This is a genomic window from Pseudomonas sp. R37(2017), from assembly GCF_002113375.1.
Taxonomy (GTDB): Bacteria; Pseudomonadota; Gammaproteobacteria; order Pseudomonadales; family Pseudomonadaceae; genus Aquipseudomonas.
The window spans coordinates 28,323-44,963 of record NZ_NEHO01000005.1 but is presented as its reverse complement, the minus strand read 5'-3'; the positions used below and the strand labels follow the sequence as shown (position 1 = coordinate 44,963).

10 protein-coding genes and 1 tRNA gene are annotated in these 16,641 nt (G+C 59.9%); 5 read left to right on the top strand and 6 right to left on the bottom strand.

Features of this window, described 5'->3' with window-relative positions:
* Window positions 1–45 precede the first annotated feature (45 nt).
* Together CAG47_RS10295 and CAG47_RS10290 are read left to right on the top strand one after the other, a co-directional pair.
* Entirely contained in the window at window positions 46–513 is a 468-nt protein-coding gene (locus CAG47_RS10295) for a flagella synthesis protein FlgN (protein WP_085724764.1), read from the top strand.
* 93 nt (window positions 514–606) lie between these two features.
* Complete coding sequence (locus CAG47_RS10290) at window positions 607–1,353, top strand: flagellar brake protein (protein WP_085724763.1); 747 nt, start codon at window positions 607–609, stop codon at window positions 1,351–1,353.
* Window positions 1,354–1,418: 65 nt separating this feature from the next.
* Here the strand turns inward: CAG47_RS10290 and CAG47_RS10285 are convergent, their stop codons facing one another.
* From CAG47_RS10285 to CAG47_RS10270, 4 genes are all read right to left on the bottom strand, one after another.
* Complete coding sequence (locus CAG47_RS10285) at window positions 1,419–2,804, bottom strand: MFS transporter (protein WP_085724762.1); 1,386 nt, start codon at window positions 2,802–2,804, stop codon at window positions 1,419–1,421.
* Between the two features lie 62 nt (window positions 2,805–2,866).
* A complete protein-coding gene (locus tag CAG47_RS10280) occupies window positions 2,867–4,111 on the bottom strand; it encodes a glutamine synthetase family protein (RefSeq protein WP_177408968.1) in 1,245 nt (414 codons plus the stop codon).
* A gap of 201 nt (window positions 4,112–4,312) precedes the next feature.
* Window positions 4,313–5,005: a sensor histidine kinase KdpD gene (locus tag CAG47_RS10275; RefSeq protein ID WP_085724760.1), complete on the bottom strand. Its 693-nt coding sequence runs from the start codon at window positions 5,003–5,005 to the stop codon at window positions 4,313–4,315.
* A complete protein-coding gene (locus CAG47_RS10270) occupies window positions 5,002–6,606 on the bottom strand; it encodes a tetratricopeptide repeat-containing response regulator (protein WP_085724759.1) in 1,605 nt (534 codons plus the stop codon). The genes CAG47_RS10275 and CAG47_RS10270 overlap by 4 nt, the downstream gene beginning before the upstream one ends.
* An 887-nt stretch (window positions 6,607–7,493) precedes the next feature.
* Between CAG47_RS10270 and CAG47_RS10260 the strand changes: the two genes are divergently transcribed.
* Entirely contained in the window at window positions 7,494–8,210 is a 717-nt protein-coding gene (locus tag CAG47_RS10260) for a response regulator transcription factor (RefSeq protein ID WP_085725064.1), read from the top strand.
* 271 nt (window positions 8,211–8,481) lie between these two features.
* Here the strand turns inward: CAG47_RS10260 and CAG47_RS10255 are convergent, their stop codons facing one another.
* Both CAG47_RS10255 and CAG47_RS10250 read right to left on the bottom strand, forming a co-directional pair.
* Entirely contained in the window at window positions 8,482–14,973 is a 6,492-nt protein-coding gene (locus tag CAG47_RS10255) for a DUF5801 repeats-in-toxin domain-containing protein (RefSeq protein ID WP_371917194.1), read from the bottom strand.
* A gap of 266 nt (window positions 14,974–15,239) precedes the next feature.
* Window positions 15,240–15,316: transfer RNA gene (locus tag CAG47_RS10250), tRNA-Arg, on the bottom strand.
* 395 nt (window positions 15,317–15,711) lie between these two features.
* Here CAG47_RS10250 and CAG47_RS10240 point away from each other — a divergent pair.
* Together CAG47_RS10240 and CAG47_RS10230 are read left to right on the top strand one after the other, a co-directional pair.
* Window positions 15,712–15,891, top strand: coding sequence for a PA3371 family protein (locus CAG47_RS10240; protein ID WP_085724758.1), 180 nt, complete (start codon window positions 15,712–15,714; stop codon window positions 15,889–15,891).
* Between the two features lie 410 nt (window positions 15,892–16,301).
* Window positions 16,302–16,628, top strand: coding sequence for an Arc family DNA-binding protein (locus tag CAG47_RS10230; protein ID WP_003178899.1), 327 nt, complete (start codon window positions 16,302–16,304; stop codon window positions 16,626–16,628).
* Window positions 16,629–16,641 lie beyond the last annotated feature (13 nt).

Genomic DNA, 16,641 nt, shown 5'->3' with positions numbered 1-16,641 from the left:
ATCGCCTGCGCCAGGCTTTTGGACGCTTAAACCCCAAGGCCAGCCATGCACGACACTCATTTACTGCAACTGATCACCGACGACTTCGCTCCAGCGCAACACTTGCTGGATTTACTGCAGACCGAATCCCTCGCATTGCATGGCCGCAACATGCCATTGCTCGAGGACATCCTGGCGCAGAAACAGGCACTGGTCGTTTTGCTCGAACAGCATGGCCGCAAGCGCAGTGAAATTCTCGCCAGCCTCGATCTGCCGACCAACCGTGGCGGTCTTGAACAATTGGCCAGCCAGTCGAGCATTGGCGACCAACTGCTGGCTCAAAGTGACGTGCTGACCGATCTTCTGGCCCAGTGCCAGGCCATCAACGCCAACAACGGTCAGTCGATCCTCACTCAGCAGGCCGCTACGGCCACGCAGCTGAAAATCCTCACCGGCGGTGAAACCCCGGCGCTTTACGATGCCAGCGGAACATTCTCCAAGCTTGCTAAGCCGCGACCGCTCAGTCAGGCTTAGGCCGCTCGATGAGCCCGCTCTATCCAAGACGCGAAAGATGCTGGCAAAATGCTGGCCAGTCGTAGTCAAATTTTGTCTGGAGATTGATTAACCGTGTCCAATGCCTTATCCGTGGATGATGCTCCGCAGCCACCCAAGGTGCTCTCCACGCCCTTGGAAATCTCCAGCAACCTGCGCCAGCTGCTCGAAAGCCATGACCCGCTGGTCATCACGTTCCACGAGCGCAGCCAGCGTTTCCAGAGTTATCTGGTGGACCTGGACCGTGACAGCAATATGATCGCCCTGGACGAAATGATCCCCCGCGATGGCGAACGCTATCTGATGGCGGGCGAACCATTCAGGGTCGAAGGCTTCCACGAAGGCGTGCGGATCGCCTGGGAAAGCAACGGCCAATTGACCATCGACGAATCCGGTGGCAGCCGCTGCTATCGCGGCCCCCTGCCCGATGAAGTGTCGTACCACCAGCGCCGCAATGCGTTCCGCGCGGCATTGAAGTTGGCACAACTGGTCGACGTCAAGCTCGACGGCGAAAAACTCAAGGCACCCATCAGCGGCAAGCTGCTGGATATTTCCGCTACCGGGTGCAAATTGCGTTTCGACGGCGACATCACCGGCAGCCTGCAACTCGGCCAGGTGTACGACCGCTTCAACGCCGACCTGCCCTTTGGCAAGATGACCGCTCCGGTCGAGTTGCGTTATCTGCACTTCGAAGAAAAGATCTCCACCACCTTCGCCGGCCTTCGCTTCCACAACATGAGCGGGCTGGTGCAGCGCCAGGTCGAGCGCTTCGTCTACCAGTTGCAACGCGAAGCACGTCGCTTCGACAAAGACGATCTCTGATAGAGCGCTTCAACAAAAAACGGGCAGTCCCTTGCGGTGACTGCCCGTTTTTTTATGCCCTCGATTTAAGGCTTGGCCTCGCTGAAGCCAGGGTCTCGCCCTGTATCAGGGTCTAGCGGTGGCTCATCGGACTCAGCTTCGGCTACATCAGCCTCAGGTTCTGATACAGGCTCCGGCCCGGTACTCACCGGATTTTGCATCTGATCCTGCACCACCTGCTCATCGACACGCGGGTCGAGGCAGGCCACCAGCGGGGAACTCGTCATGTTGTCCGGCATGGCCACGTGATGCAGAGGCGCATCTTCCACCTGATGCAGATTGGTCACGGCTTTCGGGCGAATCCGCCACACCAGCACCAACGCAAAGAAACTGAAGAAGGCGTAAAGCATCTGGCTGCCGAACAGCTTCATCAGCACACCCGCCACCAGCGGCCCAATACTCGCGCCAACACCGTAGGTCACCAGCAACATGGCCGTCAGGGAAACCCGGCGATCGCCTTCGACATGGTCGTTGGAGAACGCCACCGCCAACGGATACAGGCAGAACTGCATCAGCGAACAGATAAAGCCGGCGATAAACAGCACCTCCAACGGCACCTGCGGCATGATCGCCAGCGGCAGCGCAGCCAGGGCCAGGCTGAAGGCGAAACTGCGAATCAATACAGCCCGATCGTAGCGGTCGGACAACCAACCCAACGGCCACTGCACCAGCAACCCGGCAAAAATGCAGCTACCCATGAACAGACCGACCAGCTCCGTGGATAGCCCTTGCTGTGAGGCATACAGCGGCGCCAGACCATAGAACGAACCGACGATCAGGCCTGCCCCGAGCACCGTACTCAACGACTGTGGCACGCGCTTGATAAAGAACCGTGGTTCCATGGGTGCCGGATGCAAGGGGGCCGGGTGGATCCGTCGGGTCAACGCCACCGGCACCAGGCACAGGGCAAAACACAGGGCGACCAGCAACAGCAGTTCCAGCCCCAGCGCCGGGTGCATGACCAGAATCAGCTGCCCCATCACCAGGCCCAGGTAAGAAGCGATCATGTAGCCGCTGAACACCAACCCGCGCTGCCTGGCATCGGCCTGTTCGTTCAGCCAGCTCTCGATCACCATGTACTGGCACATCATGCCGAGACCGACGATCACCCGCAGGAACAGCCAGGCCGGCAGAAAATCGATCAGGCCATGCCCCAGCACCGCCGCCCCGACGATCCCGGCACAGGCCGAATAGGCCCGGATATGCCCGACCCGGGCAATCAGCCGGTGACCGATCTTGCCTCCCAGCACCAGGCCGAAATAGTTGGCGGCCATCAACGCACCGACCCACAGGCTGTCGACATGGTCGGCTGCCAGGCGCAGGCCCAGGTAGGTACTCAACAGGCCCGAGCCGATCAACATCATCAGCGAGGCGAAATACAGCGCTCGAAAGGATTTCCAGATTTGGCGCAACGAGCGGCTCCTTGCAGTGAGTATCGGCTATCGCTAAACGATAGCCGGATGTCGACGGATCGTCAGGCCTGGGCGGCTAAAACACGCCGTTCCCAGGGAGTAATTTCATCTTGGAAGCTGGTCAGCTCCAGGGTCTTCGAAGCGATGTAGCCTTCGATGAATTCCGCACCGAACAGTTCCTTGGCCAACTGACTACGTTTCAGACGCTCAAGTGCCGCATGCAAGGTACAGGGCAACGAAAGATTGTCCGGCACTTCGAACTCACCCTGGATCGGCGCGCTCGGCTCCAACGCGTTCTCGATGCCATGCAAGCCCGCCGCCAAGCTCGCGGCAATCGCCAGGTAGGGGTTGGCATCGGCCCCCGGCAAGCGGTTCTCGACCCGCCGAGCCACCGGCAAACTGGCCGGAATACGCAGGCCGGCCGCCCGGTTGTCGTGGGACCAGCAGGCATTGTTCGGTGAGGCGTATGGGTGGCACAAGCGCTGATAGGAGTTCACGTTCGGTGCGAACAACGCAGTGAAATCGGCCATGCACTTTTGCTGACCGGCAATGAAGTGACGGAAGGTGGCCGTCTCTTGCCCCGCCTCATCGCTGAATACGTTACGCCCCGAATCAATTTCGATGACACTCTGGTGGATGTGCATCGAACTGCCCGGCGTATGCGCCAGCGGCTTGGCCATGCACACCACGCTCAGGCCGTGCTTGAGGGCAACTTCCTTGAGCAAGTGCTTGAACAGGAGCGTCTGGTCGGCCAGCAACAGCGGATCACCATGCAGCAGATTGATCTCGAACTGGCTCACGCCCATTTCATGCATGAACGTATCGCGGGGCAACCCCAGGGCCGCCATGCACTCATAGACCTCATTGAAGAAGGGGCGCAACCCATTGTTGGAGCTGACGCTGAACGCCGACTGACCGTCTTCGCGACGACCGTCCAGCCCCAGTGGCGGCTGGAACGCCTGGGTCGGGTCGGTGTTGGGGGCGAAGACAAAAAACTCGAGCTCGGTCGCCACCACGGGTGCCAGGCCGAGGGCTGCATAACGGGCAATCACCGACTTGAGCTGACCACGGGTCGACAGTTTGGAGTGGGTGGTGGTGCCCAATTCATCCGCGTCACAAATGGCGAAGGCACGCGGCGGATTGCTCCAGGGCAGACGGTGGATTTGCGCAGGGTCGGGAATCAGCGCGAGGTCGCCATCATCGCTGCCGTAAAAACGTGCCGGCGGGTATCCGCCCATGATGCATTGCAGCAGCACACCCCGCGCCAGCTGCAAACGTCGACCGTCGAGAAATCCCTCGGAGGTCATCACTTTGCCCCGTGGAACGCCATTCAAATCCGGCGTGACACATTCAACTTCATCAATGCCCGTCAATCGCTGCGCGAGTGAACTCAGGCCAACGGTCGTCATGACGCTATCCTTGTTATTGTGCGAGCCGCGAACGGCGACCGTACAAAATAGGCGCCGCGTGTTCGGAATATCAAGCAGCGTCGATAAATAAGCTGCCGCTCAAGGCAGGTAAATTCGAAACACTCCACCACCCAACGGGCCACCATTGCTGATTTCGGTACGCCCGCCGACGCCGTTGCGTTGATGCAACGCGGCGATGCGCCCGGCAAAGTACAGGCCCAACCCGGTGCTGCCTGTGGTTTGATTGATGCCCTGGACGTAATCGGCCTGACGCTCGATCATCTGCGCCGGATACCCCGGGCCATCGTCATTGATGGTCAACACCAGTTGCCCGGCTTCGTCGCTGACGCTGATCAGAACGGCATGCCGTGCAAAGCGGATGGCGTTGTTGATGCAGTTGGCCAATACCGACGCGATCAACTCACGGTCGAAGAAGCCCAGCGGGCTCAGCGGGTCCACGTCATAGGTGGCCATGATGCCGCGACTGGCGAACACTTCCTGATGGCAAGCCAGCTGCGCTTCGATGAAGTCGTCCAGTTCATGGTAGGCCGGCTGCAACGGCAACTGGTTGACGCCGAGCTTGTACAGCCCCAGCAACTGCACCAGCATGCCGTTGAGGTGGGCGAACTCGAAGTCGATCACGCCCTGTTCCGGCGTCTGCCGCGCCGACTCCGGCAGTCGTGCCAGCCACTGGCTGTGGGCCTGCATCAGCATGGCCAGCGAGTTCTTCATGTCGTGCACGGTAGAGGCGATCACCGTGGAGAAATCCAGTGCCTGCTCATTGGCATTCATTGACCAAACGCCTTGCTTTTAAGCTTCTGATAACGCGGATAACGCGCGTCGGAGTCGGGCATCAGGCCGACCGTTTTCAGGCAGGTCCGGCATTCCTCCAGCTCGGTTGAAGGAGCACTGGTATCGGTGCCGTGCAACAACGACTGCGCCAGGTTCAGGGCGATACTGATGTTCTTCGGTTGCATCGCCAGGGCTTTGCGGAACACCTGCCGGGCCTCCACCAGATTGCCGGTCTTGTACACGCGCACACCCTGACGGTTGAGTTCCGCCGCGGCGTTGCCGGCATTGAGGATGCTCGGGTCATCGGTCTGCTTGGCGATGTCCTTCATGACCGCCGGATCGTCGCCGTAGATTTCCACACAGTTTTTCAGCATCGCAGTGCCGGCTTCGGCCTGCCCGAGCATTTTCAGTTGCTTGGCCACCAGCAACGCCGCTTCGGCGCTCATGAATTGCTCCATGCCATCGAGGCGTAACAGCGCCTGCTCGGTGAGCTTGTCGGCAGTTTCTGCATCGTTGATCAGCATGCTGGTGGCTTTCATCAAGCGCGCACGGATTTGCAGGCCCGGGTCGCCAGGGTTGTCCTTGGCCACTGCGCTCAGCGTGGTATTGATTTCCAGTCGGGTGCGGGTATCCAGCCCCCTGTCGCTGCCCTTGCTGATCAAGGCGTGAGCCAGGCCGAGGTTGTTTTCAGGATCCTTGAAACGTGACTGTGCGCCTTGGGCTACAGCCTGGCGATAGGCTTTGGAGGCGGTGTCAAAGTCCTCGTTGGTCATCGCCAGCTTGCCGAGCAATGCTTGCCGGCGCACCGCCAGCGGCGACAGGCGAATCGCCTCTTCCAGAACGCGCTGCGCCCCCTTGGTGTCCCCTTCTGCGACCAACACGTCAGCCATGCCGTCATACAGCGACGGCATCATCGGGAAGACTTTCAGGGCTTTCTCGTAAATGCCTTTGGCCTGCGCGACCTGGCCGCGCTTGAACAGCAACTTGCCCAAGCCGGCAAATGCCCAAGGCAATGGTCGGTCGGCGATGATGCTGTCGTACAGCCGCTCCAGTGCTTCGTTCTGGTTCAGGTCACGCAAGGCATCGGCACGATAGCGCAGGCACAAGGGCGAAAAACGGATGTCTTGCTTGCACAGGGCGATGCAGGCATTGAGCACCTCCATCGGCTTGCCGCGGTCGAGGGCCTGCAGGATCGGCTTGAGCAGGGTCTTGCGCTGTTCCAGGCGCTCCAGGCGCTGAGCCAGGCTGGAACGGTTGAACGGCTTGGTCAGATAGGCATCAGGCTCGTGCTCCAACGCACTGAGCACCATGGCCTGGCTGGTTTCAGCAGTGACCATGACGAACACGGCTTCATGGCTGATCAACTTTTCTTCCATCAGGTCTTCGAGCACCTGCTGGCCGTTCTTCTTGCCATCACCCAGGTGAAAGTCCTGAAGGATGAAGTCGTACTGCTTCTGCGAACACATTTTCAGCGCCTGTTCGCCGGTATCGGCAGTGTCCACTTCCTTGACGCCCAGCTCGCGCAGCATCGACCTGACCGAACTGCGGAAGTCCGAGAAATCATCGACGATCAAAAAACGCTTTTGGTGATACGACAGCATCGAAGATTTCCAGGCAATTTAAGAAGAAGAACCCAAAGGCAAATACACGGACGGACTCAGCTTCGCAGCCCTTGATTTGGCGTGCAGATGATAACGGGTGGCACTAGGCTATCAAACACCTTCTCATAGAGATGAGCCCCCCCAAGCCAACCGCGAAAGGCCAAGTGGCCCCTGACTGTCCGGGTTATCGGCCAACAGTGGTGTTCCCTTGAGAACCTTCCCCGCCACTCGCTCCGAATATGTGAAGACGTCACTGAAAACGAGACGTCACGCACAAAAAGGCGCCGACCACTGCACCCAGCGCAATTCACTGATTTCGCAAAGGCCTGACTTTCAAGGGGTCCAGGCAGGCAGACAGCGCCGATTATTTGACCAAACCAAAATCAGCGCTCCTAAGTGCGCGCCATTCGTCGACTAATTGACGATTTTGATCAGGATCAGACCTTGGCAACTGGCCATCTTTTGCAGGCCTAATGCCTTGATTTTCGAGGAATAGCCCTCCCCGTCGAGAGCATCGCTCAGGCCTGACCGCACAGGGTTTTTATCGAGGACTGACGGGTGGTCAGGCGGGCAGCGCTCCGGGCTGACCTAGAATCAGTTGAGAGGCGCGAGGGAGTATTTGATCATGTGTAATTCATTGATAATTATTCGTATTTATTTTCTCTCTCGGGACTTGTCTGCCTTTTGGAAACGTTCGCCGTCCTTACCGTCGTACCTGATGGAATTGGTTCAGGGGCCATCGATTGCCAATGCCTGGGCGGGCACCCTCGCAGCCTCCCTGCGCTCGAATCTGTCTCTCGAACGCGGTGACCGAATGAGTACGTTGCTGTCCACAAAGGCCAGCGGATGGAAGCCCTCGGTCGTTTTCCAAGGGGGTCAGGATCATGATGACTGACCTGGAAAAGCCAATAGGCGTGATGTTGATCGATTGTCGGCCCCTCGTACTAATGGGTCTTCACGACTTGATTAATGCCAGAAAACCCCGAATGGAAGTGACAGGACAAGCCACCACCTATACCCATGCGCTGGATCTCGCCGATCAGTTGCAGCCCAATGTGATTTTTTTCAGTTTCTTTCCCGATGCGCTGAATCCTCTTGAGGTCATCGCGGGACTCACCCGCAGCGCCGAAATGAAAGTGCTGCTGCTCAAGGGGCTGTACGAAGCCGTCCCCGCTGCCCAGGCGATAGCGGCTGGCGCTCGCGGGATTGTGCTGGCGGAAGACCCGACGGACTCGATTATCCAGGCCATCCTCAAGGTCCACCATAGCGACATCGCCATGGATAGAGCCTGGGCAGGCGGCCTTTCCGGCTATGCCGCGACCGGGCATGTACCCTTGAAATGCCATCTGGAGCAGGCGAAACAAGCGCGGTTGACGCTGCGCGAGAGAGAACTGATTTGTGCGATCGTGGGCGAACCGTCCGCCAAATATGTGAGCATCGCCGGGCGCCTGGGGATCAGCGAGCACACCGTGCACAATCACCTCAGCAACATTTATCAAAAGCTCGATCTCATCAATCGCATCGACTTGCTGATGTATGCGCTGAAGCACGGGCTCACCAACCACGAAGCACCGCCCAAGTCCACCTGGGTGGAAATGGATTGAATTTACAGCCAATACAAGCCGGTCTGCCCCTCGCTTTCCGAGGGGTTGGCCGTTACTGTGTCGCCTCCCTGTCGATCATCTGGCGCAGGGCGCCCGGAATGGCAATGCCGTTCTCGCTACATCCTCGCTCGTCAACCTGAATCTACTCGTCGCGCCCCTCAGCCTTGTGCTGCTCGGGGGGCGATCATGCGCAATTCGTATTGGAACCGCAGAAAAAAATGCGAGGGTGGTTACCCAGACCACCCTCGCATTCGTTCACGCGCGCGAGACCTCAGGCACTGCCAAAAAAGATGTCGCTAGCCTGAAGATCAACCCCGACCAAGGTGATGGTCGTGGTTTGTCCGCCGGTCTCGGCAATCGTCACGACGCTGTTTGCGTCAGTGTTGTTGATCGATTGGACCACGGCGTTCGGATTGCCGTTGAGCACCAACCTGTCTTGCACGCCTGGGCCCACATCGAAGCCGGTGACCTGGTACCGGTTCTCATTGACTGACAGATCGATGTTGAACGCATCCTGCTTGCCGATCGTGCCAACCAGCGTGAAGTCGAAGGCTGCGTTGCCCGGGTCGTTGGCGAACAGGTTGGCGTCAAACGTACTGGTCGCCGAGTCCCCATCCTTGTCCGTCAGCGTCGCGCTGAACGCCAGCTGGACATCGCTGGCCAGGCTCTCGCTCTGCTGGATGAACTGGATCACCGGAATCTTCACGTCGCCCCGGCCCATCGTCAGCTGAACAGCGTCGATCAGGGTCGCACCCTCCTTCTGGACGAGGAAGGACACCTGTCCGCCTGCCTCCGGAGTCAGGGTGTTCACCTCGACGCGGTTCGAAAACGTGCCATCCGCGTAGTAGATCCTGTAGTACAGGTCTTCGGTCGCGGTGTTGTAACCGGCCACGGAGTTGTCGATGAAAACCTTCATTCCCGTCAGCAGGCTCTCTGGATTGATGACGAAACTTTCATCGGCTGCGCTGATTGCCGCCAGGTTGTCTCCCTGGAAAACGTTATTGGCGACGCCGATACCGGACGTGCTGACGTTCATGGCCGCCGGGTCTATGTACGATGGCAAAGGCGTGGTCTGCAGCGCCGCTTCGGTGGGGTCGGGTGCTCCTATCCCGATGCCGGTGAGGATGTCCGCCGTCGATGCCAGCGCCTTCGCGGAAAAGAACACAATCTCCTCGGAGGTCGAAGGAATGGCCGGGTTACTCGTCTGCGGAATCAACAATGTGCGTACCGAGTCCGGGCCGCCGGCAGCGAGCGAGCCGTCGGCACTGCTGAGCACAATCGTCGAACTGAAGCCCTGTACCAGATCCAGTGCATAGCGGCCATCGCTGTAGGCGGTCAGGGTGTAGTCGACAGTGGTGTTCGCCGTTGCGGCGTTGTTGTCGAAATCACCGGTCAAGGTTCCTGCGAACCGGTATGCGCCATTGACATCCGGTGATGGCGACAGCTCGTGGAGCGTGCCGGTCCCGGTCGTGGTCGAGTTGTCAGGCCTGACAAGAGTGAATTGGTCATTGACCAACGAGATATCCAGACCGGCCGCCCCCAGCCCGTCGGCTCCCGTCGCCATGTTCCAGAACCCGGATTGCGCAAGGACGCTACCGGTCCCGATCAGGTGGCCGAAAGCGAGTGCCGGCCCATCGTCCTTGAACACCAGGTTCTGCCCGATGTTCAGGGTCGCCTGGGCGCTGTCGCCATCCCCGTCGGTCTTGATTGCCGTCAGCGTCACCAGATTGTCCGAGGTCAACGACTTCGAATCATCGGGATTGCCTGGGTCGGAATGCACCACGGCGCGGATCTGATCCAGCGTGACGCTGCCATTGGCGGCGACGCTGACCGTGAACACCAATTGATTGCCGGTGGCCGTGCGGCCTTCGACCACGGTGCCGTTGAGCGACAGGTTGACCGCCTCGCCCGAGGCTGAATCCGTCAGCCCGGAAGCTCCGGCCACCACGCCCAGCGCATAGCTCAGGGTGCCAGCCCCATCGGCGCCAAACGCCGAATTGAAGTTGGCGGCGAAGCTCTGGGTGGCGTTGGTCGCCAGCAGCGTTTCGTCCACGGTCAGCGTCGGTTCCACGCCGGTGGTGCTGATGCTCGGCCCATCGTCCTTGAACAGCAGGTTCTGTCCGATGTTGAGGGTCGCCTGGGCGCTGTCACCTTCCTTATCGGTCTTGGTGGCCGTCAGTGTCACCAGGTTGTCCGAGGTCAGAGTCGTCGAATCATCGGGATTGGTGGCGTTGGCATGCACCACAGCGCGGACCTGATCGAGCGTGACACTGCCATTGGCGGCCACGCTGACCGAGAACACCAGCAGGTTGCCCGTGGCCGTGCGGCCTTCCACTACCGCACCGTTGAGCGACAGGTTCACCGCTTCACCCGTGGCCGTATCGATCAGCCCGGAGGCTCCGGCGACCACGCCCAGTGCATAGGTCAACGTGCCAGCCCCATCGGCGCCAAACGCCGAATTGAAGTTGGCGGCGAAGCTCTGGGTGGCGTTGGTCGCCAGTACCGTTTCGTCCACCGTCAGGGTCGGTTCCACACCGGTGGTGCTGATGCTCGGCCCATCGTCCTTGAACACCAGGTTCTGCCCGATGTTCAGGGTCGCCTGGGCGCTGTCGCCATCCCCGTCAGTCTTGGTCGCCGTCAGCGTCACCAGGTTGTCCGAGATCAAGCTCGTCGAGTCATCAGGATTGGTGGTGTTGGCATGCACCACAGCGCGGACCTGGTCGAGCGTGACACTGCCATTGGCGGCCACGCTGACCGTGAACACCAGCAAATTGCCCGTGGCCGTGCGCCCTTCCACTACGGTGCCGTTGAGCGACAGGTTCACCGCCTCGCCCGAGGCTGTGTCCGTCAACCCGGAAGCTCCGGCCACCACGCCCAATGCATAGGTCAGGGTGCCAGCTCCATCGGCGCCAAACGCCGAATTGAAGTTGGCGGCAAAACTCTGGGTGGCGTCGGTTGCCAGCAGTGTTTCGTCCACGGTCAGCGTCGGTTCCACGCCGGTGGTGCTGATGCTTGGACCGTCGTCCTTGAACAGCAGATTCTGTCCAATGCTCAGGGTCGCCTGAGCATTGTCGCCGTCCCCGTCGGTCTTGGTCGCAATCAGCGTCACCAGGTTGTCCGAGGTCAGGCTCGTCGAATCATCGGGATTGGCTGGGTCGGCATGCACCACGGCGCGGACCTGGTCCAGCGTGACGCTGCCATTGGCGGCCACGCTGACCGAGAACACCAGCAGATTGCCGGTGGCCGTGCGCCCTTCCACCACGGCACCGTTGAGCGACAGGTTCACTGCCTCGCCCGAAGCCGTGTCGATCAGCCCGGAAGCTCCCGCCACCACGCCAAGCGCATAGGTCAGGGTGCCAGCCCCATCGGCACCAAACGCCGAGTCGAAGTTGGCGGCGAAACTCTGGGTGGCGTCGGTTGCCAGCAGTGTTTCGTCCACGGTCAGCGTCGGTTCCACGCCGGTGGTGCTGATGCTCGGCCCGTCGTCCTTGAACACCAGGTTCTGCCCGATGTTCAGGGTCGCCTGGGCACTGTCGCCGTCCTTGTCGGTCTTGGTCGCCGTCAGCGTCACCAGATTGTCCGAGGTCAAGCTCGTCGAATCATCGGGATTGGTGGCGTTGGCATGCACCACGGCGCGGACCTGATCCAGCGTGACGCTGCCATTGGCGGCCACACTGACCGTGAACACCAGCAGGTTACCCGTGGCTGTGCGCCCTTCCACCACGGTGCCATTGAGCGACAGGTTCACCGCCTCGCCCGAAGCCGTGTCGATCAGCCCGGAAGCTCCCGCTACCACGCCCAGCGCATAGCTCAAGGTGCCAGCCCCATCGGCGCCAAACGCCGAGTCGAAGTTGGCGGCGAAACTCTGGGTGGCGTCAGTCGCCAGCAGCGTTTCGTCTACGGTCAGGGTCGGTTCCACGCCGGTGGTGCTGATGCTCGGCCCGTCGTCCTTGAACACCAGGTTCTGCCCGATGTTGAGGGTCGCCTGGGCACTGTCGCCGTCCTTGTCGGTCTTGGTCGCGATCAGTGTTACCAGGTTGTCCGAGGTCAGACTCGTCGAGTCATCGGGATTGGTGGCGTTGGCATGCACCACAGCGCGGACCTGATCGAGCGTGACACTGCCATTGGCGGCCACGCTGACCGAGAACACCAGCAGGTTGCCCGTGGCCGTGCGGCCTTCCACTACCGCACCGTTGAGCGACAGGTTCACCGCTTCACCCGTGGCCGTATCGATCAGCCCGGAGGCTCCGGCGACCACGCCCAGCGCATAGCTCAGGGTGCCAGCCCCATCGGCGCCAAACGCCGAATTGAAGTTGGCGGCAAAGCTCTGGGTGGCGTCGGTTGCCAGCAGCGTTTCGTCCACCGTCAGCGTCGGTTCCACGCCGGTGGTGCTGATGCTTGGCCCGTCGTCCTTGAATACCAGGTTCTGCCCGATGTTCAGGGTCGCCTGGGCACTGTCGCCATCCCGGTCGGTCTTGGTCGCGGTCAGCGTCACCAGATTGTCCGAGGTCAGACTCGTCGAGTCATCGGGATTGGTGGTGTTGCCGTGCACCACGGCGCGGATCTGGTCGAGCGTGACACTGCCATTGGCGGCGACACTGACCGTGAACACCAGCTGATTGCCCGTGGCCGTGCGGCCTTCGACCACGGTGCCGTTGAGCGACAGGTTCACCGCCTCGCCCGAGGCTGAGTCCGTCAGCCCGGAAGCTCCGGCGACCACGCCCAGTGCATAGGTCAACGTGCCGGCCCCATCGGCGCCAAACGCCGAGTTGAAATTGGCGGCAAAGCTCTGGGTGGCGTTGGTCGCCAGTACCGTCTCGTCCACCGTCAGCGTCGCCTCCGTGCCGGTGATACTGATGCTGGGTCCGTCATCTTCGAAGATGATCCTGGAGCCGATTTCGGTGGTCACTGTGTTGGTCTGCAGTACCTTGAAACCACCGATGTCGAAGTCGGCGTGCGTCTTGTCACCGTTCTTGGCCGTCAGCAACCCGGCGTTCTCGATCAGCACGCGGTTGTGGTCGGTCGCCGTGCCGTAAGTGATCTGCGAGTCGGTCGGAATGCCAGTGATCAGCACCGTGCCGTCGGCGTTGTAGGTGATGACGGCATTGGTGACAATGGCGCCCGCGAACGTCTTCACGGTGACACTGCCGTTGGTGATCGCGATCTTTTCGCCGTCGTCGTTGGCGTAGCTGTTGATGAAGTTGACGCCGCTCTGCGACCCGCTGACGTTGTCGGCGTTCTTGAAGGCAGTGAGCAAGATTTTCGCGGTCGTGCCGCCCGTCTCCTGCACGACTCGGAAGGTCGCGGCACGAGCGCCGAAGTACTGATTGAAATCGATGTTCGATTCGACACCCGCCTCACCCGGGCTCAGGTTGGGGATCGTGACGTCCGCCCTGGCACCGGTGACGAAGCTGAAGCGCAGGCCTTCCTGTTCGGTGATCGCCTGGTTATTGGTACCCAGGGTCGTGTTGCCGCCGCCCTGGCTGCTATTGACCGTGTCGGCACTGGTGATGGCAGCGCTGCTTGCCGACTGATCCAGCGGGTTCTTGCCGGTGACGATGATCGAGACGCCGGGAATCCGGCCGTTCACATCGGCCGTCGCGCCCTGGGTCGTGAACATCAGGAACAACTGCTGGCCCGACGGCGCCCCGGCCAGGCTGAAATCCGTGTCCTCGCTGGTGCCGATGAAGACCTTCTGATTCAGATCGATCGAATCGTCGGGGGTGTTGGTATCGCCGTGAAAGAGCGGCTGGTACAGCACCGTCCAGATCTTGCCGCCCGAGACCGGTGCACCGGTCTCCTCGATATAGGCAGCGAAGACGATCGCGCCATTGGAGTCTGCGGTGCCATCCAATGCGGCTGCGCGACCGAGAAGAACGTTGTTATTCGCCGTATCGGTATAGAGGAAGATGCTGACACCGCCAGCAGTGTCGCGTCCGCTATCCACGCCATTGAGCAGGGTGCCGTCGGCGTTGGTGAAGCGGATATCCGTGATGACTCCGCCGGCAGAGGGCGTGATCGTGAACGCATTGAGGCCGGTGTTTGAACCGTTGTAGCCACTCAGTGCGGTGCCCATCAAGGTTTCTGTCGCAGCGGTTGCAGCCAGCCGTGTCGCCAGCAGGCTGGAAAACGCCAACGGCAGGGTCAATGATGTGTCGTTGTCGTCAGCGTCTCCGGCAGGAGCTGGAGTGGCAGCGCCGTTCTGCAACCCGGCCGTTTCGTCCAGCGTGACGGTCACACCGGTCGCCACTGCACCCGGACTGCTGTCCGTGAATGACATTGTCGCCACGACGTCATCACCGGTACCGATCACACCATCGGCACCCGCAGAGGCCGCTGTGAGCAAAAACGTCGCGCCTGCCGAGTCGTCGGGATTCACGTACCACGAAGTCTTGACACTGCCGTTGACCTGGCCGTCGAGATCGCCGGCGCCGCCGTCTGTCACGTACCAGGGCTCGTGCCCCGCGCCCGTATTGGTATCGAGTACGTCGTCGGATGTCCCCCACACGCCATCCGCGCCGGCACCGATGGCGTGCTCCACCTCCAGCTTCACTGTGCTGCCGGCGGCGAAACCGCTGGCCGTGATGAAGGCGGTGCTACCAGGTGCGTAGTCTTTAAGGTCGGTGGTGACGAGCGGAGTGTACAAGCGGGGCGGGTCGCTCACGTAGGTAAAAGTCCAGTCATGATTGACGGGTAAAAGATGTTCACCGACGTTATTGGTCAGGTCATTCGTTGACGATGAGGTTTTCTTGCGCATAGTCATGAATTTCTCCTGAGTGGGGTCCAGTCATCGGGGGCGACCTTGGACCTTAGTCTGATCTGGTGATCACAACTATGAACAAGCACCGCAGGCCGCACATCGGCGGATACTCCCAGACAGAATGGGAGATTCAGACTACGAGGGAGAGGAGACGAAAAACGCGAAGGCAGCGTCGATGGCTTCGATAAATTCCTGGCACCTGAATTTGTCGAAGGTTATCTACAACTCGTGAAAAAGCAGCGTTGAAACAGGCGGGGGCGCTGAAAATATGGTGTCCCAGGGCAGGTTCGAACTGCCAACCTTCCCCTTAGGAGGGGGATGCTCTATCCAATTGAGCTACTGAGACACAAGTCGGCCGTGAAGAAACGCGGCGCGATGGACGGCGTGCATGTTAACGGCCGGGCCCGCATTTGTCATGTCGTCCGTAGGCTTTTTAAGTGTAGGCACAAGCCTCGGCCGTGCGCGGAGTTGTTTACCGTGCAAATTGCATCATCGTCAAAAAGCCACCCTTGCAAATTGCAGCAGAGCGCTTTACCAAAAAATAACTTAATTCATTGTTTTTAAAGAATTTAATTGTCGCTAGACTCTGACATGCGCGCTGCTTCCGCTGTTCTCACGGAACAACCGAGGCCCGTGCCATGAACCGCACCCTTTTACTCGTGAATGCGAGGAAATCATCCCGATGCCTACCCCGCCTGCCGAACGTTTGGTTTTTTGAATGACCCCCACCAGGAGCACAACATGTCCAAATCAGCCGCGAGTTTCTTCATCCTCGCTTTGTTGAGCGGCATTTTTCATCTGGCATTGACCCAGGACATGGTCGTCACCGTCCCCCTGATCGCCTGCGGTGTATTCAGCGCTCTGTTCGTGCTCGCATTGATTGCCGGGCGCAAGATCAAGTTTGATCCGGTGCTGCGTTAATCCCGGCAAGGCAGGTCTGGCGGAGGGCCTGCCATCCATCCTCATTTCCCCCCTCTATACGACTTCCCCTAGTAAATCGGCCATTTGCCACTATTCTGTAAAGGTAAGGAACAGCGATCGAGTGCGTTGTTTCTGCCCCCTCGGAACCTTTCGTCGGGCGGAGAAAACGCCAAGGGATACGGCCCGGTCGAACTTTTCAAACCAGTCCGCATTTCTGATAATTGGTGCTGGCAGAACGCCTTTACCCGGCTCAATATTTGTCACAGAATTGACGCCAAGGATCTGGCTGGTTTGAGGCATGATGCGCGCCTCTATCAATTAAGGTTGAACATTTGGTCAGAGCGCTTGTCCTACCAGACATCCTGCGGCCAATCCCGAAAACCGCTCCCCTGAACTAACCGGTTAAATATATGCGCCCATTGAAACAGGCAATTTATTCCAGCCGTACGGCTGACAAGTTCGTCGTACGTCTGCCAGACGGAATGCGTGAACGCATTGCCGAGGTGGCTCGCAATCATCATCGCAGCATGAACTCCGAGATCATTGCGCGCCTTGAGCAGAGTCTTATTCAAGAAGGCGCACTGGGAGAAGAGCTGAGCATGCGCCTGGACAGCCCCGAGCTTTCCTTGCATGAACGCGAGCTGCTGCAGCGCTTCCGACAGCTCTCCCATCGACAGCAGAACGCCCTCGTTTCGCTGATCGCTCATGACGCTGAAATGGCCGCCGACGCGTCCTGATTCAGCCAGAAAG

Coding starts and splice junctions, on each gene's coding strand:
- CAG47_RS10295 (WP_085724764.1), top strand. CDS start 46: ATGCACGACACTCATTTACTGCAACTGATCACCGACGACTTCGCTCCA.
- CAG47_RS10230 (WP_003178899.1), top strand. CDS start 16,302: ATGCGCCCATTGAAACAGGCAATTTATTCCAGCCGTACGGCTGACAAG.
- CAG47_RS10275 (WP_085724760.1), bottom strand. CDS start 5,005: ATGAATGCCAATGAGCAGGCACTGGATTTCTCCACGGTGATCGCCTCT.
- CAG47_RS10260 (WP_085725064.1), top strand. CDS start 7,494: ATGACTGACCTGGAAAAGCCAATAGGCGTGATGTTGATCGATTGTCGG.
- CAG47_RS10240 (WP_085724758.1), top strand. CDS start 15,712: ATGTCCAAATCAGCCGCGAGTTTCTTCATCCTCGCTTTGTTGAGCGGC.
- CAG47_RS10255 (WP_371917194.1), bottom strand. CDS start 14,973: ATGACTATGCGCAAGAAAACCTCATCGTCAACGAATGACCTGACCAAT.
- CAG47_RS10280 (WP_177408968.1), bottom strand. CDS start 4,111: ATGACCTCCGAGGGATTTCTCGACGGTCGACGTTTGCAGCTGGCGCGG.
- CAG47_RS10270 (WP_085724759.1), bottom strand. CDS start 6,606: ATGCTGTCGTATCACCAAAAGCGTTTTTTGATCGTCGATGATTTCTCG.